The following is an 18,387-nucleotide window of genomic DNA, read 5'->3' on the forward strand; positions in this document are numbered from 1 at the left end:
GGGATGGAAGCAACCGCCCAGCTCCGTATCCGCCTTAGGAAATTACTCAATGAGCGGATTCCCGAAGGCGGAACGGAAGATAATACGAATTTCACCGACTTTGATCTGGATACGCTACTGACCGAATCGGATAGTTTAGATTCGGCAGTGGCGAAGGGGTGGACAGAGAAAGCGGGACTTCTGCAGGCGGACATTGAGAGCTACAGTATCGGGTCAGAAAAATATGATCTTACATCCCTCAAGGATCGTCTGGCCCACGCCTTGGCGATGGCGAAGCAGTATGCAGCCGTTGCAGATACCGAGAAGGCAAAGGTGAATTACGGCAGTTATATCTTCGGCGTTCAGCCTCCTGAGGTGCTGTGATGGACTTTGTAGAGCTGCGGCGTAAGCATATCGCTTGGAACATCAGCCAAAACCCTTCTTCAATCTCCATCCATCGAAAGGGTAAGCGAAGAAAAGGCGGCGGATATGAGGAATTCCAAGAAGATCTGCCGCCTGTTACTGTCCGGATTTTTGTCGGAGGCAACGCCCAATCCCCAAAGATGGATTCAGGTACAATTGGCACGGTAAAGACCGATGAGGCCTACAACCTGCTTGCGGATGAATTTGCCAATCTCCAAGCAGGCACCGAAGTAACGGATACTTTTATCCACATTGGGGATACATTCAAGATCCTACAGGTCATGCCGTATGTAGTAAAGGGGGTTATTGTGGGGTATAGGGCGGATTTGGAAAGGATGAAGTGATTATGCCGAAGTTGGGAGATAAAGCCCGTGCTCACATGAAACGGAAGCGGGCTGGGTCATTCGCCATTATCCAAAACCTTGCCCAAACGGCAGAAGGGGAAATGAAAAGTAAAGCGACCTGGACGGACCGGACCGCAACCGCCCGGCGATCCCTTCACAGTGGAGTTCGCCCGTTAGGCAAGGACAAAATATTGATGTATTTGGCACATGGTGTTAAATATGGCCTATACCTGGAAGATGGTACGAAGCCGCATGTGATCCGGCCCAAGAACAAGAAGGCCCTTTACTGGCGAGGAACAGCGCATCCAGTGAAAAAGGTAAATCATCCCGGTACAAAGGCGCGGCCGATTGTTTTGCCGACCGCCAAGAAATACAAAGGTAAGATCAAGCAAGCGCTGGCGAAATGGTGGGGTATGCAATGAGAAATGCAATTCGCAACCGTTTAATCGAAGCTGTTCCCGCTTTGTCAGATGTGTTTGAACCGCATGCAGCTAATAAAGACAGCGTGAAGCCATACGCTGTTGTCCTCCAGGGAGACGATGACAACGAATCTCCCTGGGCGGGCTTCAGGCGGATCATTGAAGTATGGCCGTATGTCTCAAGGACCAGCTTTGAGGCAGTAGACGAACTGGAACAAGAGATTGCCGCTGCACTGGTGGCCCAGCCCCTCGTAACGGAAGCGGGAGAGGTGTTCACCTGTTCATACCTCGGTTCCTCCCAGGACACCGTAGATGAGGAATGGGACGCTATTACGCGCGGCATGCAGTTTGCTGTTATGGCTCTGCAGCCTATCGGTGCCGGTGTTCCGGTGACTTTAGATCCTTGGCTTAATGCTTTGGCCTCTTGGACGCATACATTATTCGGTAATGAGTGGAGTGTCTATAAGGGAGTTTGGCCTGTTGGATATGTCCGCCCGTCAATCATGTGGCGGATCAGCGGGATGGAAGCGAAGCCGCTCGGCATTGGTTTATTCCAACTCACGAAGCGGTTTACGGCGCATGTACTTGGCCCTGATGGCAATCAAGAGCATTTTAGCGTGCTGAGGCTCATAGAGGCGATTGGTAGTGTTCCTAAAATCCCGCTGGATGTGTTGGACCGAAGATACATGACCGTAACCGACACAAAGGCAAATACCGAAGCGGACGCCATAAAAGAGGGACAGGTTACCATCAGCTTAAGCCGTAAGGTCCAGAAGTTGACGGACGAAGGACCGCTTATGACGGAAGTGAACTATAAACGAATATAAAGGGTGAGGTGGTAAGCGTGGCAGAGAAAGAACAACCTGCAGCTCAACCGGTTAAACCTTCCGTACCTATTCAAGAGCTTTTGGCGAATGCCGGAGCTCTTTTTTCGTGCGGTCCGGAAGTACTGGAGGGCGCTTTGTATGGCAGCAACAAAACAGAATTGACCGTTGATGAGGCTCAGACGCTCATTGATGGATTCTTGAGAAAGAAGGTGCAATAAATGGCTGGAGGAAATTGGAGTCCTACAGATATGCCGGTACTGCCAGGCTTGTATATGAATTTCCAAGCGGCAGCTCTGGCGGCGATTGAACCGGGAGCCCGCGGCACTGTCGTATTGCCAGTTAAAGCTCACTGGGGCCCGGTGAATGAATTTGTGGAAGTTGGTAGTGAAGCAGCGATCACATCTCTATTTACAGATGATGAGACGGGCGGGGCAACGGCGCTTACCACTTTGCGACTGGCCTTACTGGCACAACCTAAAAAAGTGCTTGCTTATCGGATTGTTGACTCATCTGCAGCCATTGCGACTAAAACGCTGCAGGACACAACGGCAACCCCCGTAAATGCCCTGAAGATCGATGCTATGTATAAGGGTGCCCGCGGGAACAACTTCCGCATAACCGTTGCAACAAACTTGGTGGACAGTACCAAGAAGGATATCAAGCTCTATGACGGTACAACCCTGCTGCGAACCTTCACCTTTACAAGCGGAACCATCGCGGCAGCGGCAGCAGCTATCAATGAGGATGCCGGGAATGTGTGGATTACAGCTTCTGTTTTGCTTCCTGGCAATGGGATTCTGGCTGATGTTTCAAACACTCCTCTGACAGGAGGGAATTCCGGGATATCCGGCATCACCAATGCTGATTATATTGCTGCTCTCGGTGCGTTTGAAACTCAGGACTTTCATGTACTCGCCTTGGATGGTATATCCGATGCGGCCCTGAGAACGAGTGTAGTGTCCTGGGTGAAGCGACTTCGGTCAGAGGGGAAAGGTATTGAGGTTGCTATCGGTGGTTCCGCAGCTGAGGATACAGGGGCTACAGCGGTGAGTACTGCTGTTACTCGCAGCGCGACAATTGATTTCGAAGGCATTATTAATGTCGGAGTGGGCGGCGCGCTGAATGGAGTTGCCTACAGCTCTGCACAGGTAGCCGCTTGGGTAGCCGGGTTGGTTGCAGGTACTCCTCTGAGTGGATCAACGACTTATGCCGGTTCACCTTTCGAGGATGTGACCCGCCGTTGGACCCGCTCCGAGCAAGAAGCAGCTGTAAAAGGTGGCGTATTTCTTCTGATTCATGACGGCCGCCGAGTAAAAGTCTTGAAGGGAATCAATAGCTTGGTGTCACTGCGGGCAGGCCAGAATAAAGGCTGGAAGAAGATCCGGAAGATTCGGGTGATGGACCAGATCACCTACGATCTGATGCAAACTGCTGAAGATAACTATATCGGCAAGGTCAACAACACAGAAGAAGGCCGACTTGCTCTGATAGGAGCGGGCAAAGACTACCTCCGTACATTGGCAGCCGAAGGCGTAATTGAATCCTCAGGGTATAACGTCACCCTTGATCCACGATATTACGGTAGCGCCCCGGCAATCAGACCGGAGGATGATCAAGTCTTCCTCACTTGGACGGCAGACGACACAGATGTTATGGAACAAATATTCGGCACGTTTAACGTGCAATAAAGGAGTGATTGATAATGGCAATGGACCCGAGTCGGGCGATATTAGGGACATATGGATCAGTCTATATTGATGGTATTTGGCAAACCAATATTAATCACTTGGAAGCTAAGATCGATGTGGATAAGCGGGAGCTTAATTTGGTCGGTTATAACTGGAAGCAATACAAAATCGGTGCCAAGAACGGTACGGGCACCATCAGCGGGTATAAGGTCAGTTCCGCGATGCTACAACGCGGATTTTCGAAGTTTGAGATCATCACCAAGCTGGACGATCCTGAAGCTTACGGCTTTGAGCGCATTCGCTTGAGTCGCTGCATGCCGGATAGTTTGCAGATTGCCAACTGGACGGCCGGTGAAGAAGTAACGGAGGAGACACCATTCACCTTCGAAGGATATGAACTACTTGATCCAATTACCGACCCTACTGCAACTCCAACGACACCTACTACACCATAATAAAAACGGGGGCTACACACGATGAGTGAACAAACATTGAACGAACAACAAATCCTGGACGAACTATTTGAAACAGCCGCTACAGCACCGGAAGAGTCGGTATTCATCAAGCGACTGGGGCTGCGGGTCACGCTGAATGGCCTGACCTCCAGCCGGGTAGACAGTATCCGGGAGCGTTGCACCGTTAAGAAGAACGTTAAAGGGGTCCAGACTGAGAAGTTGGATAGCGAGCAATTCAACTCCACACTGATTTTGGAAGCCACCTGCGGCATCGCTATTATTAAGAATTACGGGGAGAAGAATGAACAGAAACTCTCTCTTTCCGGATGGGGAGACGAGCGGATCACCAGCCGTTTGAAGCTATCTGGCGGTGATCAAGCCGTCCGCCGCCTCCTGCTGGCCGGAGAACTGGACGCAGTAGGTGATAAGGTGCTGGAGCTCTCCGGCTTCGGCGTCGATATTGAAGAAATAAAAAACTAACCCGCTCCGGGGGAACGACCACGCTTTTGTTCCATTTATGGACAAAGCATGATCTACGCCCCGGGGCGTTTTGGTCTTTGCCCAAAGGTGAGCAGATGCTGCTGCGGGCGTTCACGGAGCGGGAGCTTGATATTATTTCAAAGTCTCCCCCGTTAATGCCTGGGATGCCGAGCGGACGCCGGGGGAGGCGGATAATGAATGGCTAGTGAGTTTTATCAGTTAGACCTTGTGATCGGCACAAGCGGTGTGGAGCGGACAGAACAGCAACTCCGCGCCATTGAACGCATGATGGAACAGGCACAGCGGCGAGCGGCGGCATTAGGACGAAGCCGGATTAATCCGACAGTTCAGCTCAATGACCGCTTAACTTCGCCAGCAGGCCGGATAACCTCGTCCTTAAACCGGTTGGACCGTATAAACGCCAGGCCGGAAGTAAGGCTCGTAGATCGGGCGACAGCAGGGCTAGGGAAAGTATCCTCTATGCTGGGTAGACTCACAAGGAAAGCGTTCCGTGTCACGGTGAACACAGCTTTTACTGGAGCGGCAATGCTTACCGCAGGAGCGGCTTACACCGCAGTTAAGTCAACACAAAAGGCTATGGCTTTCCAACATCAAATGAAGTCCATACAAGCGCTGACGCAAATTGATGATAAGCAATTAGGTCAAATGCAGGCGTTAGCGTTGGCTGAGGGGATGCGGACGAAATATAACGCGCTGCAAGTCGCTGAAGGCATTGAAACCCTGTTCAAAGCAGGCTTATCCATGCAGAAGATTCAGGAAGGTGCATTAGGGGCGGGGCTTAACCTGGCGACTGCCGGCGGCATGCAAATGTCTGAAGCTGCCGAACTCATGTCTACTTCGCTAAATGCATACAAAAAGGATGCTCTCACTGCAGCAGAGGCTTCTAACATATTAGCAGGAACGGCGAATGCCTCTGCAATTGATCTGAATGACCTTAGATATTCCTTATCGATGGTTGGAGCGGTAGCGGATGGGGTAGGTTCATCTTTCCTGGACACTAACCTTGCACTCGGGGTATTTGGTAACAACGGCCTAAAAGGCAGTGATGCAGGTACATCGTTAAAAACATTCTTGATCAATCTGGTACCGGAGACAGCCAAAGCCTATAACGTGTTCAAGCAGTTTGATTTATTGACTGTCGATGTGACCGAGAGCATGAAAAAATTGACTAAAGCAGGCATTAAGCCAGCCTCGACATCCGTGAAAGACATTACTTCAGCGTTAGAAAAGTATGTTACGGCTAATACGGGTATTAAATCAGGGACAGCAAAAGCAGCAAAAATGACTAAGGATTACATGATGTCAAATGCTTTGCTGCATTCCGCATTTTATGACCAAAAAGGGAATATCAAGGATATGGCCTCCATCGCGGATCTGCTCCAGAATAGGCTGAAGAAGCTGACGAATGAGCAGCGTCAGTACTATCTGAAGCAAATGTTTGGTACGGATGCCATACGAGCTGCGAATATTTTGTATAAGGAAGGCGCCAAAGGGATAAAAGCATTCCAACGCGAAATGTCCAATGTTACAGCCTTGAAGGTCGCCCAGGACAAGATGAATTCAGCGACTGGTGCCGTTGAAATGTTCAAAGGGGCTATGGAAACCCTGCAAATCTCTGCGCTGATTCCGACATTGCCCATTATTCAGAAGGTAGCCACGAAGCTGGCCCAGGTTGTTTCCAAATACACACCGGAAATAACCGCGGCTATGGAAGATATGACTTCGAAAGCTGAAGCATATGTAAAAACTCATTTTCTGAATGATCCAAAATTCCAAAAGCTAAGCATTAAGGGTAAGATCGGATTTGTTTTTGACGATCTGCAAGCAGAGTTTGACAAATGGTATGGAAGTACAGGCCGAGGCGTTGTGGTGAATATGGCTGGGAAGATCGGAGCGGGGCTTGGTGGTGCGCTGAAGGGTGTATTCATGGGGGCGTTAGGACTCCTGGATGATGGAGATGATTCTCCTTATCAGACAGCAGGTGAATCAGCGGGAACTGCATTCTTTAAAGCTTTTATTGGTGCGTTCGATGCAGGAGCAATAGCAAAAAAAGCTGCTGATTCCTTTGCAAATTCAACCATGAATTCAATACAAAATCCATCAGCCGGCAATTTACTTGATACTGGTTTGCGAATCGGAGCCGGCGCTTACTTATACAAAAAGTTTTTGAAACCGTTGTTGAATGATGGTAAAGGTGTATTTAAAAAAAGTAAAAATTTCATTAATACCATTACAGGGAAAGGCACAGCTGGAACTGCAGCAACCGAAGGGACAATAATAGCTGGAGAATCCGCTGCAAGAGGTGCTGCAACGGGAGCCGGTTCTATTGCTGAAGGAGCGGCTTCCGCTGCAAGCAGAACTGTTAGAAATCCAACTGGGCCACCAGTTAACCGTCCGATCATCGACCAATTTGATCCGCGTTTTCGACCTGGGAACAAAGTTACCGTTAAAGCACTCGAAATGCCTGGAGTGAAAATTGCTGCCAAAGCGGCTATACCGTTAATGGTCGCTGCTGACACATACTCAATAGCGACTGCAAAACCTGGTAGAGATAGAGCTGAGAAGATTGGTTCTTCTGCCGGGGGGTGGGCTGGTGCATGGGGCGGAGCAACTGCCGGTGCTGCTATAGGTTCGGTATTTCCCGGGCCTGGTACAGCCATCGGTGCGCTTATAGGTGGTATTGGTGGTGGGATAGCCGGTGCCTGGGGAGGCAAAAAAGCTAGTGATAAAATTATGGACGTTACTTATGGAAAGGAGAAAGCAGCGCCTCCTGTTGCGGTTCCTGCAGTGGATGCGTGGATGGGAGACAATTCTCCTGGCGTGGATGCTGTACTCAATCGCAAGCCTATTAGTTTTACGCCCTTAACTCCTGAGTCAACGATTAAAGCTTCTCTTCCGCTTGTTTCTGATGTTATTAGTAAAAGCTTTGATACCTTTGCAGCTAAACTGAATCTCAAGAACTCGTCACAAATCCCAACTGGCGCGCCTTTTGCAGCTAATGCTTCCAATGAAAAGCAGACTGTTTATATATCACCTGAACAAATCAGTACAATGGAAAATGGTATCCGAAATATTAAGGCTGAAACTACCAATCAAATCAATGTCAGCCTTCCTTACGGTGCCATACAAGTAAATGTTAAGAGTGACGATATCGATTATGATGCTATTGGGCAGCAGGTGGGCAGCCGGATTGCTGATGCAATGCGTCGAAAAACACAAAATCTTAAGTAATAAAAAGGAAATCCCTCTCATATGGAGAATAGAATCATGTGAGGGGGGAGATTATGGACGCGATTGTAAATTTTCTAAAAAGTCCCGTGTGGTTCTTTGGTTTGTCAGGTGTTGGAGCAAGCGTCGTTATAGTTTGTGCAGTGTTTTTTATCATGTCCGTTAAAGATGCAATTTGGGCATATAAGGAGAGTAACAAAAAAGCCTTTTCGAGGTATTTTTCATTTTCATTCATATGTGCAGTAGTGATTGTATGGAATATCTTTTCACCTTAAATAAACAATCGAGGTGTCTCTATGGAACTACACCTTATAGACGGAGCAGGTAAAAACTTCGTCTTCCCGGTTAATCCGGAAGAAATCAAAATAAACCGTGGAAAAGGCTTCGAAACGGTCAACATAGTAAGATTCGGAGAGTTTGATTATCCGAGTGGGGAGAAGGTGAAAGAAATCGCCTTCTCTTCTTTTTTTCCCTTGGAGCCGGATTCTTATTGCGTCACACAAAATATACCAAAGCCTCAGGAGGCAATGAACCTCTTGACTACCTATATGGTCAGTAAGCAGCCCGTACGCTTTATCATCACGGACACATTTGTAAATAACCTAGTGATTCTTTCTGCGCACGACACCACTTTTAGGGGCGGCGAGCCGGGTGATGTTTACTTTGACCTAACGCTGCGCACATGGCGGGAACCAATCGTTCATACAAAGGTAGGCGCAACAAAAGCGACCGCGACCTCAAAGAGTGGGTCAACTGGAAGTGCCAATGTAAGCCGACCGGACACCAAGAAGACACAGAAGACCTACACGGTAAAGGCTGGGGACTCTTTGTCTAAGATTGCAAAGCTGGAGCTGGGCAGCAGTGCCAAGTGGGAAGCCATCTACGCCTTGAATAAAAGCGCCATCGGACCGGACGCCAATAAGATCAAGCCCGGTCAAAAGCTGGTGATGCCTACATGAGTTATGAGGTAGTACACCTGGATAAGTATTATCTCCGGGAGCTGATCGAGAGCATTTCTTTGAAAGACTCTCTTGACCAGATATCGTATACGGCCAGCGTGAAGATTACGGTTCCCGCTTCCATGCAGGCAATCAATCCCGCGGATCTTATCCGCGTCAGTGGAGTGCCGTATGGAGAAAGTACCTGGAAGCCGCTGCTTGATCCAGGGGTAGTGTGGGAGGTGAACAGCGGTACAGATAGTATCAAAACGCTGGATCTTACAATTTACGATCGGACTATTTATATATCCAAGTCGGAAGACGAATATTTGTTCCCGGCAGGGCAGACGGCCAGCCAGCGGCTCCGGAAGTATGCAGCAGACTGGGGGATTAAGATTTCAACTATCCCGGACACCAAAACAAAGCTGAAAAAGGCCGTATACCGATCTCAGGCTATCTACAGCATGATTACCGCTGACTTGCAGGAGACGGTTAAAGCGGGAGGAGACATGTATATCCCCCGCATGACAACCTCCGGACTGGAGCTCTTTAAAGTTGGCAGCAACTCGACGGTGTGGGTCTTGGAGGCGACTGAAAGTGTATCTCGCCGCCGTACATTAGAGGGAGCCATAACAAAAGTAAAAGTAATTGGTACTGAGGACCGCAAGAAGACAACACGCACCAAAAAATCCGGCAGTAACGAAGAAGCTCCTTCGCCAATCCTTGCGATTGCCACTGGTGAAACCGAGAAATACGGTACGTTGCAGCGGATGGTGCAAGATGATGACGTAAAGACAGCGGCAGCCGGCAAGAAGTTGGCAGAATCTATGCTTACCGGGATACAGGAGACAATCTCTTATACCGGATTGGACATCAATACGCTACGCGCCGGTGATGCTGTTAAACTGAACGGCACTGAGCAGATTGTAACGTCCATTACTCATCAACTGGGAGACCCCGGACACATGAATCTTGACTTGGCGAGCGCCGATTACGTCAAAAGGAGGTATTTTCTAAAATATGGGTGATGCATATGATGCTTTGCACGAAGCTTTTCATGAAGCATTCGGTAAGAAGATAGGCGAGTCCTTGGCAGGCGTTCCGGCGGAAATGGGGACAATCACAGTTTCTGGTCTCAAGCTGGACAGCTTCAAACATGAAATTCAGGATTACTTGGTCGCTGGATGGTCGGTGAGGCTCAGCATGCCGGCATATACCTTATCAGGGACGATTAACTCCAGCAGTGGGAGCGGGGCCGCTACCTTTAATGTACCCGCGAAGGAAATAGAGGATGTACAAGTAGATATGGCGGCCGGGCTGCAGCCGGGGGATAGAGTACTAACGATACCTGTTAATGGCGGCAATGATGTTGTAGTGATATGCAGGGTGGTGGATAACGGTGGCTAACCTATTTCCGGATGATATAGGCTGGAGTGGAGCAGATGAAGACAGCACTACTGATGCTGAGGTCACTTTCGGCAGGAGCTGGCGGTTTGATTTCGAAGCAGGGGATTTTATTATGACCCCGACCCGAAAAGTAGCTGCTGCTGGGGAAAAAGAAGCCTGGGTGCAGTGGTGCAAAAAGGCGCTGCTTACTCCCCGGTACCGGCATGTAATCTATTCCCGCAATCACGGACAAGATTTTGATGATCTTATCGGCCGGGGGTACAGCAAGGCGGTCCAGGAGAGTGAGATACAGCGGATCGTAACGGAAACGCTTATGGTGGACCCGCGTACAGCAGCTGTGAGCAATTTTGCTTTTACTTGGGCTGACGATGCCTGCAATTTTTCCTGCATCATCACTAATGTACGAGAAGAATCAGAGACCATAGACGGGAGGGCCGATGCCTAATGTCTGATTTACCTCTTTACCTGCAGGATCAAACTGAAGACGAAATCATGCAGCGCATGCTGAACCGAGTGCCCGAGGACATTGATAAGTCCGAGGGCTCTTTTATTTGGGATGCACAGGAGCCGGTAGCCTTCGCGCTTGCGGAAGCGGCAGTTTGGGCTCGCGAGATATTACGCCGCGGTTTCGCCAGCACGGCAGCCAGCACGGATCCAGCGTATCGTTCCGAAGAGTTGACGTTGCGCGCGGCAGAGCACGGCGTCACGCGCCGTGCTGCTGTGGCTGCAGAGGGTCAAGTTACCTTTACGGGTACTCCCGGAAAAGTTATCCCAGCCGGAACGATTGTTGCCACACCGGCGGATGAAGTCTCCAGCGAGTCAAGCATAGAGTATGAAACCACTGCGGATATAACCATTCCAACCGGCGGTACCGGGACTGCACCGATCCGTGCATTGGTACCCGGAACCGCTGGAATTGTACCCACTGGCGTAATTGAAATTATGAGCACCCCAATCAGTGGGGTAACAGCTGTAACGAATCAGGCTGCTATTACTGGCGGCGTAGATGTTGAATCGGATGCCTCCTTACTCGAGCGCTATTACCTCCGAGTGCGGAATCCCGGGACAAGCGGAAACAAAGCGCATTACTTGTTATGGGCCAGTGAGGTTCCTGGCGTGGGAGCCGTCCAGGTTAAACCCTTATGGCAAGGAGCGGGCACGGTAGGTATTTACCTCTTGGATACGGACAAGCGGGCAGCGAATGCCAGCATTGTGAATGCGGTTCAGAAGTATATCGACCCTACCCAGGACGGGCAGGGGGAGGGGGCTGCGCCTGGCGGACCCATCGTAACGGTGATGCCAGCATTAGAAGTGCCTATTAATATTTCTGTCCAGCTCACACTTGCGTCTGGGACTACCCTTTCAGCGGTCAAAAGTTTGATAGAAAACGGAGTCGCCGCTTATTTGAAGCAGCTTGCTTTTGTTGACCCACTTGTAAGGTATACAAGAATATCAGCTGTACTGCTGGATATCCCACCGATTATTGATTTTACGAATCTGACAGTTAATGGACTATCGGATACCAATATTCAAATCAACCCGGGTCAGGTCTCTGTGCTGGGAACGGTAAATGCTCATGAATGAATTTACTATCACCAGCCCGAGCGGGCAGCGGATGTTTGCCAATCTCCCAGCTTATTATGAAAGATCAAGGGTAATGAAAGCTGACATGAATGCCAAAGGCGTTGAACTGGACTATTTTACACAGGCTCTTAATGAAGTGTTGGATCAGTTCTTTGTCAGCACGGCCACCTGGGGAATTGAGATCTGGGAAAATGAGCTCAATCTTACTGTAGACGCCTCAAAGCCTATTGAACAGCGGCGTTCCGTGGTTGAATCAAAGCTTAGAGGAGCGGGGAAGTTCTCCGGGAAGTTGGTCAAAAATGTAGCGGAGGCCTACGACGGTGGGACTGTGGATGTTGTGTTCCGGCCTGCGGAATATGCTTTTACGGTCCGCTTCATTGACACACTCGGTATCCCTCCGAACCTTGACGATTTGAAGGCTGCTATTGAAGAAATCAAGCCGGCTCACATGACTGTTGATTATAAATACCGTTATCTCCTTGTACGAGAGATCAATAACACCATGACGCTAAACCAGCTTCAACAGCGTAAGCTAACGGACTTTGCGCCGTTCCTGGATTGAAAGGAGGAAACACATGCCAAGTAATACACCAAACTTAAATTTATACAAAAAGAACCCGGCGACCGATGGAAACGACACCTTTAACATCGAGGAAATGATTAATGAGAACCTGGATAAAGTAGATGCTGAATTTGGAGCAACAACAGGTCATGGACATACTGGAGTCGCCGGGGATGGTCCGAAAATCACGGCGTCCGGGCTGGCTGGAGGAGCTGGAACGGATTCGGTAATCGGTAACCGCACAGCCGACCCAGCGACTACTACCGCCTATGGCCTAGTGGGTACACTTACTCAGTGGCTCTCTTGGATTGCCAAGTACTTCAAAACAATCACTGGCACCGCAAACCCTTTCGACACGCCTGCCATTACTTTAGCCGATACCAAAATACACGTAAACGACAGCACGAGACATATTACAAGTGCAGAGCGAGCGACTTGGAATGGTAAACTGACCGCAACATCTTATACTGCCTCTGATGTACTAGCGAAGCTATTGACGGTAGACGGAACGGGCAGCGGATTAGACGCCGGGTTAGTAAACGGCATGCCTGTAGATTCCGTAAGCAACGCACCTAATACGATTATGGCAAGAAACGGCGACGGGTATGCAGCTTTGTCCGGTCTTATTATTAATAGGCCCGTACCTGAGATCATGTTTATAGAGAGTGATAACAGTAATAAAACATGGTACCAGCTTATGGACGGTGGTGTGCTATCCTTCCGGGAAGATAATTATTCTACGGAGAGAATGCAAATAAATGCTGGCGGCATACAGCTTAAAGGTAGCGTTACTACCGTCGGCTCTAACGTGGTGCGTTCAAAACGTGCAGGTTACAAGGACGTCCTTCAGCACATGCCCGCAGCGAACCAGTTCATATTAGCATTTTCTAATTCAGTGGACGGTGTGGGGGATGATTGGAATTGGAATAACGCGTTCACTTTTGACGATATTGGCGGCTTTACTTCGGACCATCTTACAGCACAGAAACTTACCCTTAACGGGGGTCCCGAGTCATTAAAGCTTAAGCCTGGGACAGAAGATCATGCGTACATGGGGTTTTATGCCCGGTCGGCCAACGCGGCACAGAGATCCGGTTACTTTGGGTACGGCGGAGCGGGTTCAAATACCATGGACGTATCCAATGAGATACCCGGTGGCAATCTCCAATTAGTCACTAAAGCGGGGCAGGTCGTCGCTAATAGCTCTATAGTCGTGACTAAAGGGGAAACGAACGCCTACGCGCTTAAGTTAACTTCTGCTTCTGCTGGATGGGGTTCGGGGATGTACTTCGAAAACACCGCTGTAGGGGGAAATACCTACGGAGTGTACTCTGGATCAGATGGGATGCTTCATATGGGGTTAACCAACCAGGACCATATCCTGCTTAACCCGAACCGTTCTGTGTCGTTTATGGGACCCCAGCAGCGAAAGTTTTCGGGAAGCCAACTAGACTCCAAAGTGTATAGGGACCTTGCATACATGAGCAGCACGGACCCCGCACTTACAGGAACTATTAAGATAACGATGCCTAGAACTTGGACTTTTACCATGTTAACAATGAAAATCAAGGGATACAACTACAGCGGGACCACGGGGGCTTGGGAGCTTCTGTTAGGCGGGTATACTTACGGGGACGGACAAATGTGGGTGAATACATCCGCTACTCTTACGGGAGCAGCACCGTTCACTACTGTACGATTCGCACATGATGGTACACATTGCTGCATTTTATTGGGGGGGCTTACCACCACATGGGGGTACGCCAAAATTGTTGTTGATAATTTTATTGCCCACCAGTCCTACGTTGACGACTGGGAAACAGGCTGGTCAGTAGCCGCTATAACCACAGAGGCAGGAATAACAGTTTCCAGCGCACCCGTAATAAACGCTGGCACTAATTCAGACAAGCTGGACGGGTTTCATGCTTCTACCAGTAATACAGCAAACACCGCCGCAGTCCGTGATGTTGACGGGGATTTACACGGAAGAAGATTTGTGGCTTATGCAACAACCGGAGTTGCCCCATTCGTTGTCGCATCTACAACAGAGGTTCCAAATCTCAACCCCCAATTGCATGGTGGAAAAACCTTGGCCGAGGTGGTACAAGGTTCTTTGGTGTTCGCCGTCACGACTGGCACAGCGGCGGCGCTGGCTGCTTCAATCAATCCGGCACCAGCGGTGCTATCCGCTGGGTTGAGGTTGTCCATTAAAACCCATGTTGCAACAACGGGTCCGGTCACACTCAACCTTAACGGGCTGGGAGCTAAGTCTATCAAAAAGCCAAACGGCAATAATCCGCCTTTGGCTCTTGGTGGTGTCTATACGTTGGTGTATGATGGCTCGGCTTTTATCTTACAGGGTGAAGGGGGTGAATATGGAACAGCAGGCGCCGCACAGGTATTAGCAGGCTATACAGTAGGAACAGAGTCAGGTATTGTACCGGGCGCAGTGCCAAATAGATCGGCAGAGAACAGCCACATGCCTGCCTTGCAATACACGACTTGGGTGGGTGACCGAGTCTTTTTGGCTCCGCCCGCTGGTTATTATGACGGCTCTTCGTGGGTCACAGCTCCCGCAACGGATATTCGACCGGAAAATATTAGATTAGGAAAAAGCGTACTTGGCATTTCCGGTACGTTGATAGAAGGCAGTCGTACAACTTCTGGAAACAGTGCTGCAAGAACTATTTCAAGCACTGCGAACTGGTTGTATGTGGATGGAATACCTGGAACTTCGAGGGTAATTACCTTCTGCTCGGATTCAAATCCAGCCACGGTTTTCGGTTATTACAACTCTGTTCTCGGCGTGGAACTAATAAGAGGTTATTCAGGTGCCCTGGTTACATCATCTGCCTTTGCTGCAACTCCCGGGTCTTTTTCTGTTATTGTAGATAATACGATTATGCCTTTAGGGAATTACAGATGGTGGGTAAGCGAATAAAAAAGGAGGAAAATCAATGAATATCGGTATGAAAATTTACTATGACAAGTCAACGGGTAATGTGATCCTGAACACCGGAGAGAATGTTGGGCGGGGCTACGTGGAGAGTACAGAGGATCAGGACTTTGCAAGCTATAAGGAGTTGTCCCAGCGGGTACGGGAGACGGTTGGTGTGGTCAAGCTCCAGTACGGTCAATACTCCCGCGAATTTGCCCAATGTGATAGTTACCGGGTCAATCCGAAAAGCGGCACATTGGAGTTTACTTATCCTGGTCCACAAGTAGACCCAATGAAGGAACGGGTAGAAGTCCTGGAAGTAAAAAACGCAAAGCTTACGGCAGAATTGCAAGATACGCAGCTTGCCCTAACTCAGAATTATGAGGAGCTGCAGGCAGCCAAGAAGGATGCAGCGGATGCACAGCTGGCGCTCACTGAGCTGTACGAGCTGGTACTAAAGGGTCAGCAGTCCACCGGGGAGGTGAAGTAGACAATGGCTAAAGTATATGCAAGCTTGATCCTCAAGGGTCTGAAGACATTGGAGCAGGTACCGGAGATCATCCGTAAAGATGTCGCAGCGTTGCTGTAAGAATAGATAAAGCTGGCGCCCGTAGAGGCGTTTTTATTTTGCTTTCGTCCATGATATAGTTGGTCTATTAAGTAATGAGGAGTGATAAGATGCCACATTCAGATGTTATTGAGGCGATTGATCAGTTTTTGAATGAGCTACCAGAGCAACAAAGGTCGCATATTGAAAAACTGGCCGAAGCTAGGCGGTGGCGTAATATCGTCTGGACCGATAATACAGGGCACCATCACTTTGACAAAGAACCCAGCGGTCATAATCACTATGATACAAAGGTAGACTTAATAACCATCGCAGTACGGCGCGGTATAGACTATATTCTGGCACACGATAAGGCAGACGACATCATTCATGATGACAAATACTATTAAACTTAAACGCCCATAAAGGCGTTTTTATTTTGCCCTCGGGGTTGTTCCCGGGGGCTATCTTTTTACCAATAGATAGAGGGGAGCAGGGGGAATGCTCAATCACATTAAAAATATCGTTACTACGGTCTACACGGCTGCCGTAGGTTCAGGTACCCGGGAGATTGTCACAGGTGCAACCAGTGCGGGAGCCGGGCTGCTTGCCATGGCTGTCGGCTGGCTTGGGGGGTATGACAAACCTCTAGAGCTGCTTGTTGTGCTCATGCTTGCCGACTATGTAAGCGGGGTGGCCGGAGCGTTTAAGACCAAGACGGTCAGCAGTGACATTATGTTTTGGGGAGGAATCCGAAAGGTGACCGTCCTTTTTGTTGTCGGCCTGGCTGCTTTGGTGGACGATTGGGTGCAGCCAGGAGCGCCAGTTTTCCGGATGGCGGCAATCCTGTTTTACGCTGGCCGAGAAGGATTGAGCGTTGTTGAGAATTTCGGCGTTATCGGAGTTCCGATGCCACAGCAAATAAAAGATTTCTTATTACAGCTCAGTGAGGACAAGAGTAAGAACAACCCGGCCAAGCCGGAACATCCAGACAATGACCAATCAGCATAGGAGGGATACAGGTGTCATTAACATTAGATCAAGTAAAGCTAAAATCTCAGGCCCGGATTGTCGGGCTGCATCCGGTACTTGTGGCGGCTACGGTGGCGCTGATCGAGCGCAGTTATGCCCGAGGAGTCAATATAGTAATAACCCAAGGGCTACGGACAATTGCTGAGCAGGACGCGCTCTACGCCCAAGGACGGACCAATCCCGGCCAGATCGTAACCAATGCCAAGGGCGGGACCAGTTACCATAATTACGGCCTGGCTATAGATTACGCGCTGTTGCTTAATGACGGCAAGCAAGTGTCTTGGGACACTCAATTGGATGTGGATAAAGACGGAGTTACGGAGTGGATGGAAGTCGTTGAGGAAGCTGAGAAACTGGGTTTCGAATGGGGCGGGGACTGGACGAGTTTTAAGGACCTGCCACACCTACAGATATCCTTTGGGTTAAGTACCTCGCAACTGCGGGCAGGCAAGCAGCCGGCAGCAGAAAAGATAGCAGCGGCGTATGCAGTTATTGATAAATTACAAGGAGAGGCGGAAGAGGACATGAACAAAATTGCGGAGCTGGAGGGTATTATTTCAAAGCAGGATGGACGTCTAGCAGCCCTGGAGAAGCGTTTGAATATATCGGGCCAGGAAACATATTCCAAGGACTACGAGAAGGTAATACAAGCCGCCAAGGACGCCGGGATCATTACTACCTCGGCTGATAAATCCAAAATTGAACTGAACGTAATCACTATGCTGGTTAATTCCGGCTTAGCGAACAAGGCTCTCATTTCTTTCTTCAAGAACTTCAAAGCTGAGGTGAAATAATCATGAATAGCAAATGGCGTAACTATGGCTTGTGGGTATCTTTGATGGCTGCGGTGTTGCTGGGTGTACAAACCATTGGGGCAATCTTTGGTGTGCAATTCGCCCCGGAGAAATTCGACGAGGTTACAGCGGCGGTTAATGCGTTCCTGAGTGTGCTGGTGGTCCTGGGGATCGTGAGCAACCCAGAAGCGGGTAAGGGGTATACGGATAAAGAGTAACATCCAAATACTTATTAAAAAGCCCACCTTATCTTTATAGATGGAGTGGGCCCTTTTGGCTTAATCAAGTTGAACTAAAACTTCAGTTGCGTTAATATCATGTTGAGGTTGGTTTTGTTTATAGATCTCGTTTTCAATATTATGTACTCTTTGATTTATGGATTCTAAATTACTTAGGATAGCAGCAAACGCAAGAATGAAAATACAGACGATTAACCCACCTATCCAAAAGCCCAACATTATTCCCCAAGCAAAATTATTGAATGTTAATGGAAAATCCGTGTATTTACCAACTATACTCCCTGCAAAAACACCGTAGGCATAAGCCACCACAAATACGGTGCACGCAATTATCTTTAATGCCCTTACCAAATGTATCCCTCCCATCAGCTCTATAGGATTAAGACTACCATAATGTGGGCTTGCAGTTAATTACTTTTAGTAAATTTAAAAGCGTTTGGGATTATGCCCGCTGGCTTTGACTGGTGGGCTTTTTTCTTTAC

The 18,387-nt window shown here is 49.1% G+C and carries 23 protein-coding genes; 22 read left to right on the forward strand and 1 reads right to left on the reverse strand.

Annotated features, from left to right (window positions below; genetic code table 11):
- The first annotated feature begins 3 nt into the window (after window positions 1–3).
- From A3848_RS09735 to A3848_RS09845, 22 genes are all read left to right on the forward strand, one after another.
- A complete protein-coding gene (locus A3848_RS09735) occupies window positions 4–363 on the forward strand; it encodes a hypothetical protein (RefSeq protein ID WP_074084767.1) in 360 nt (119 codons plus the stop codon).
- The gene (locus A3848_RS09740; RefSeq protein ID WP_074084768.1) at window positions 363–746 is read left to right on the forward strand and encodes a hypothetical protein; all 384 of its coding nucleotides are present in this window, start codon (window positions 363–365) and stop codon (window positions 744–746) included. Before A3848_RS09735 ends, A3848_RS09740 begins: the two co-directional genes overlap by 1 nt.
- Window positions 747–748: 2 nt before the next feature.
- Complete coding sequence (locus tag A3848_RS09745; RefSeq protein WP_074084769.1) at window positions 749–1,168, forward strand: hypothetical protein; 420 nt, start codon at window positions 749–751, stop codon at window positions 1,166–1,168.
- On the forward strand, window positions 1,165–1,992 hold the full coding sequence (locus A3848_RS09750) for a hypothetical protein (RefSeq protein ID WP_074084770.1): 828 nt from the start codon (window positions 1,165–1,167) through the stop codon (window positions 1,990–1,992). The genes A3848_RS09745 and A3848_RS09750 overlap by 4 nt, the downstream gene beginning before the upstream one ends.
- Window positions 1,993–2,009: 17 nt before the next feature.
- The gene (locus tag A3848_RS09755; RefSeq protein WP_083612033.1) at window positions 2,010–2,210 is read left to right on the forward strand and encodes a YqzN/YkzM domain-containing protein; all 201 of its coding nucleotides are present in this window, start codon (window positions 2,010–2,012) and stop codon (window positions 2,208–2,210) included.
- Window positions 2,211–3,680 carry a phage tail sheath family protein gene (locus A3848_RS09760; protein ID WP_074084772.1) on the forward strand — a complete coding sequence of 490 codons (1,470 nt, stop codon included), beginning with the start codon at window positions 2,211–2,213 and terminating at the stop codon, window positions 3,678–3,680.
- 20 nt (window positions 3,681–3,700) lie between these two features.
- Window positions 3,701–4,135, forward strand: coding sequence for a phage tail tube protein (locus A3848_RS09765; RefSeq protein WP_218618996.1), 435 nt, complete (start codon window positions 3,701–3,703; stop codon window positions 4,133–4,135).
- A 21-nt stretch (window positions 4,136–4,156) separates the two neighbouring features.
- Window positions 4,157–4,615, forward strand: a complete 459-nt coding sequence (locus A3848_RS09770) for a phage tail assembly chaperone (protein WP_074084774.1) — start codon at window positions 4,157–4,159, stop codon at window positions 4,613–4,615.
- A gap of 198 nt (window positions 4,616–4,813) precedes the next feature.
- Entirely contained in the window at window positions 4,814–7,867 is a 3,054-nt protein-coding gene (locus A3848_RS09780) for a phage tail tape measure protein (protein ID WP_074084776.1), read from the forward strand.
- A gap of 293 nt (window positions 7,868–8,160) precedes the next feature.
- Window positions 8,161–8,823 (forward strand): LysM peptidoglycan-binding domain-containing protein, encoded by a 663-nt coding sequence (locus A3848_RS09790; RefSeq protein WP_074084778.1) that lies wholly within the window; start codon window positions 8,161–8,163, stop codon window positions 8,821–8,823.
- Complete coding sequence (locus A3848_RS09795) at window positions 8,820–9,830, forward strand: XkdQ/YqbQ family protein (RefSeq protein ID WP_074084779.1); 1,011 nt, start codon at window positions 8,820–8,822, stop codon at window positions 9,828–9,830. Before A3848_RS09790 ends, A3848_RS09795 begins: the two co-directional genes overlap by 4 nt.
- The gene (locus A3848_RS09800; protein ID WP_074084780.1) at window positions 9,823–10,209 is read left to right on the forward strand and encodes a hypothetical protein; all 387 of its coding nucleotides are present in this window, start codon (window positions 9,823–9,825) and stop codon (window positions 10,207–10,209) included. The genes A3848_RS09795 and A3848_RS09800 overlap by 8 nt, the downstream gene beginning before the upstream one ends.
- The gene (locus tag A3848_RS09805) at window positions 10,202–10,654 is read left to right on the forward strand and encodes a DUF2634 domain-containing protein (protein WP_074084781.1); all 453 of its coding nucleotides are present in this window, start codon (window positions 10,202–10,204) and stop codon (window positions 10,652–10,654) included. Before A3848_RS09800 ends, A3848_RS09805 begins: the two co-directional genes overlap by 8 nt.
- Window positions 10,654–11,793: a baseplate J/gp47 family protein gene (locus tag A3848_RS09810; RefSeq protein WP_074084782.1), complete on the forward strand. Its 1,140-nt coding sequence runs from the start codon at window positions 10,654–10,656 to the stop codon at window positions 11,791–11,793. Before A3848_RS09805 ends, A3848_RS09810 begins: the two co-directional genes overlap by 1 nt.
- A complete protein-coding gene (locus A3848_RS09815) occupies window positions 11,786–12,355 on the forward strand; it encodes a YmfQ family protein (RefSeq protein ID WP_074084783.1) in 570 nt (189 codons plus the stop codon). Before A3848_RS09810 ends, A3848_RS09815 begins: the two co-directional genes overlap by 8 nt.
- Before the next feature lie 94 nt (window positions 12,356–12,449).
- Window positions 12,450–15,296: a hypothetical protein gene (locus A3848_RS09820; protein WP_178381954.1), complete on the forward strand. Its 2,847-nt coding sequence runs from the start codon at window positions 12,450–12,452 to the stop codon at window positions 15,294–15,296.
- Window positions 15,297–15,312: 16 nt separating this feature from the next.
- Entirely contained in the window at window positions 15,313–15,783 is a 471-nt protein-coding gene (locus A3848_RS32235) for a hypothetical protein (RefSeq protein ID WP_074084785.1), read from the forward strand.
- A gap of 3 nt (window positions 15,784–15,786) precedes the next feature.
- Entirely contained in the window at window positions 15,787–15,882 is a 96-nt protein-coding gene (locus tag A3848_RS32655; RefSeq protein WP_218618997.1) for a CD1375 family protein, read from the forward strand.
- Between the two features lie 89 nt (window positions 15,883–15,971).
- Window positions 15,972–16,250, forward strand: a complete 279-nt coding sequence (locus tag A3848_RS09830) for a hypothetical protein (protein WP_074084786.1) — start codon at window positions 15,972–15,974, stop codon at window positions 16,248–16,250.
- 91 nt (window positions 16,251–16,341) lie between these two features.
- Window positions 16,342–16,851 (forward strand): phage holin family protein, encoded by a 510-nt coding sequence (locus tag A3848_RS09835; protein ID WP_083612035.1) that lies wholly within the window; start codon window positions 16,342–16,344, stop codon window positions 16,849–16,851.
- 11 nt (window positions 16,852–16,862) lie between these two features.
- Window positions 16,863–17,666 (forward strand): M15 family metallopeptidase, encoded by an 804-nt coding sequence (locus tag A3848_RS09840; protein WP_143192371.1) that lies wholly within the window; start codon window positions 16,863–16,865, stop codon window positions 17,664–17,666.
- A 2-nt stretch (window positions 17,667–17,668) separates the two neighbouring features.
- Window positions 17,669–17,884 carry a phage holin gene (locus tag A3848_RS09845; RefSeq protein WP_074084788.1) on the forward strand — a complete coding sequence of 72 codons (216 nt, stop codon included), beginning with the start codon at window positions 17,669–17,671 and terminating at the stop codon, window positions 17,882–17,884.
- A 60-nt stretch (window positions 17,885–17,944) separates the two neighbouring features.
- On the opposite strand, the gene A3848_RS09850 is transcribed toward A3848_RS09845, so the two are convergent.
- Window positions 17,945–18,256: a hypothetical protein gene (locus A3848_RS09850; protein WP_074084789.1), complete on the reverse strand. Its 312-nt coding sequence runs from the start codon at window positions 18,254–18,256 to the stop codon at window positions 17,945–17,947.
- Window positions 18,257–18,387 lie beyond the last annotated feature (131 nt).

The sequence above is a fragment of the Paenibacillus sp. P32E genome (assembly GCF_001909085.1).
Classification (GTDB): Bacteria; Bacillota; Bacilli; order Paenibacillales; family Paenibacillaceae; genus Paenibacillus_AQ; species Paenibacillus_AQ helianthi.

Bases quoted from the DNA above. Each gene is read 5' to 3' on its own strand.
- A3848_RS09735 (WP_074084767.1), top strand. From the start codon at position 4: ATGGAAGCAACCGCCCAGCTCCGTATCCGCCTTAGGAAATTACTCAAT.
- A3848_RS09740 (WP_074084768.1), top strand. From the start codon at position 363: ATGGACTTTGTAGAGCTGCGGCGTAAGCATATCGCTTGGAACATCAGC.
- A3848_RS09745 (WP_074084769.1), top strand. From the start codon at position 749: ATGCCGAAGTTGGGAGATAAAGCCCGTGCTCACATGAAACGGAAGCGG.
- A3848_RS09750 (WP_074084770.1), top strand. From the start codon at position 1,165: ATGAGAAATGCAATTCGCAACCGTTTAATCGAAGCTGTTCCCGCTTTG.
- A3848_RS09760 (WP_074084772.1), top strand. From the start codon at position 2,211: ATGGCTGGAGGAAATTGGAGTCCTACAGATATGCCGGTACTGCCAGGC.
- A3848_RS09765 (WP_218618996.1), top strand. From the start codon at position 3,701: ATGGACCCGAGTCGGGCGATATTAGGGACATATGGATCAGTCTATATT.
- A3848_RS09770 (WP_074084774.1), top strand. From the start codon at position 4,157: ATGAGTGAACAAACATTGAACGAACAACAAATCCTGGACGAACTATTT.
- A3848_RS09780 (WP_074084776.1), top strand. From the start codon at position 4,814: ATGGCTAGTGAGTTTTATCAGTTAGACCTTGTGATCGGCACAAGCGGT.
- A3848_RS09790 (WP_074084778.1), top strand. From the start codon at position 8,161: ATGGAACTACACCTTATAGACGGAGCAGGTAAAAACTTCGTCTTCCCG.
- A3848_RS09795 (WP_074084779.1), top strand. From the start codon at position 8,820: ATGAGTTATGAGGTAGTACACCTGGATAAGTATTATCTCCGGGAGCTG.
- A3848_RS09800 (WP_074084780.1), top strand. From the start codon at position 9,823: ATGGGTGATGCATATGATGCTTTGCACGAAGCTTTTCATGAAGCATTC.
- A3848_RS09810 (WP_074084782.1), top strand. From the start codon at position 10,654: ATGTCTGATTTACCTCTTTACCTGCAGGATCAAACTGAAGACGAAATC.
- A3848_RS09815 (WP_074084783.1), top strand. From the start codon at position 11,786: ATGAATGAATTTACTATCACCAGCCCGAGCGGGCAGCGGATGTTTGCC.
- A3848_RS09820 (WP_178381954.1), top strand. From the start codon at position 12,450: ATGATTAATGAGAACCTGGATAAAGTAGATGCTGAATTTGGAGCAACA.
- A3848_RS32235 (WP_074084785.1), top strand. From the start codon at position 15,313: ATGAATATCGGTATGAAAATTTACTATGACAAGTCAACGGGTAATGTG.
- A3848_RS32655 (WP_218618997.1), top strand. From the start codon at position 15,787: ATGGCTAAAGTATATGCAAGCTTGATCCTCAAGGGTCTGAAGACATTG.
- A3848_RS09830 (WP_074084786.1), top strand. From the start codon at position 15,972: ATGCCACATTCAGATGTTATTGAGGCGATTGATCAGTTTTTGAATGAG.
- A3848_RS09835 (WP_083612035.1), top strand. From the start codon at position 16,342: ATGCTCAATCACATTAAAAATATCGTTACTACGGTCTACACGGCTGCC.
- A3848_RS09845 (WP_074084788.1), top strand. From the start codon at position 17,669: ATGAATAGCAAATGGCGTAACTATGGCTTGTGGGTATCTTTGATGGCT.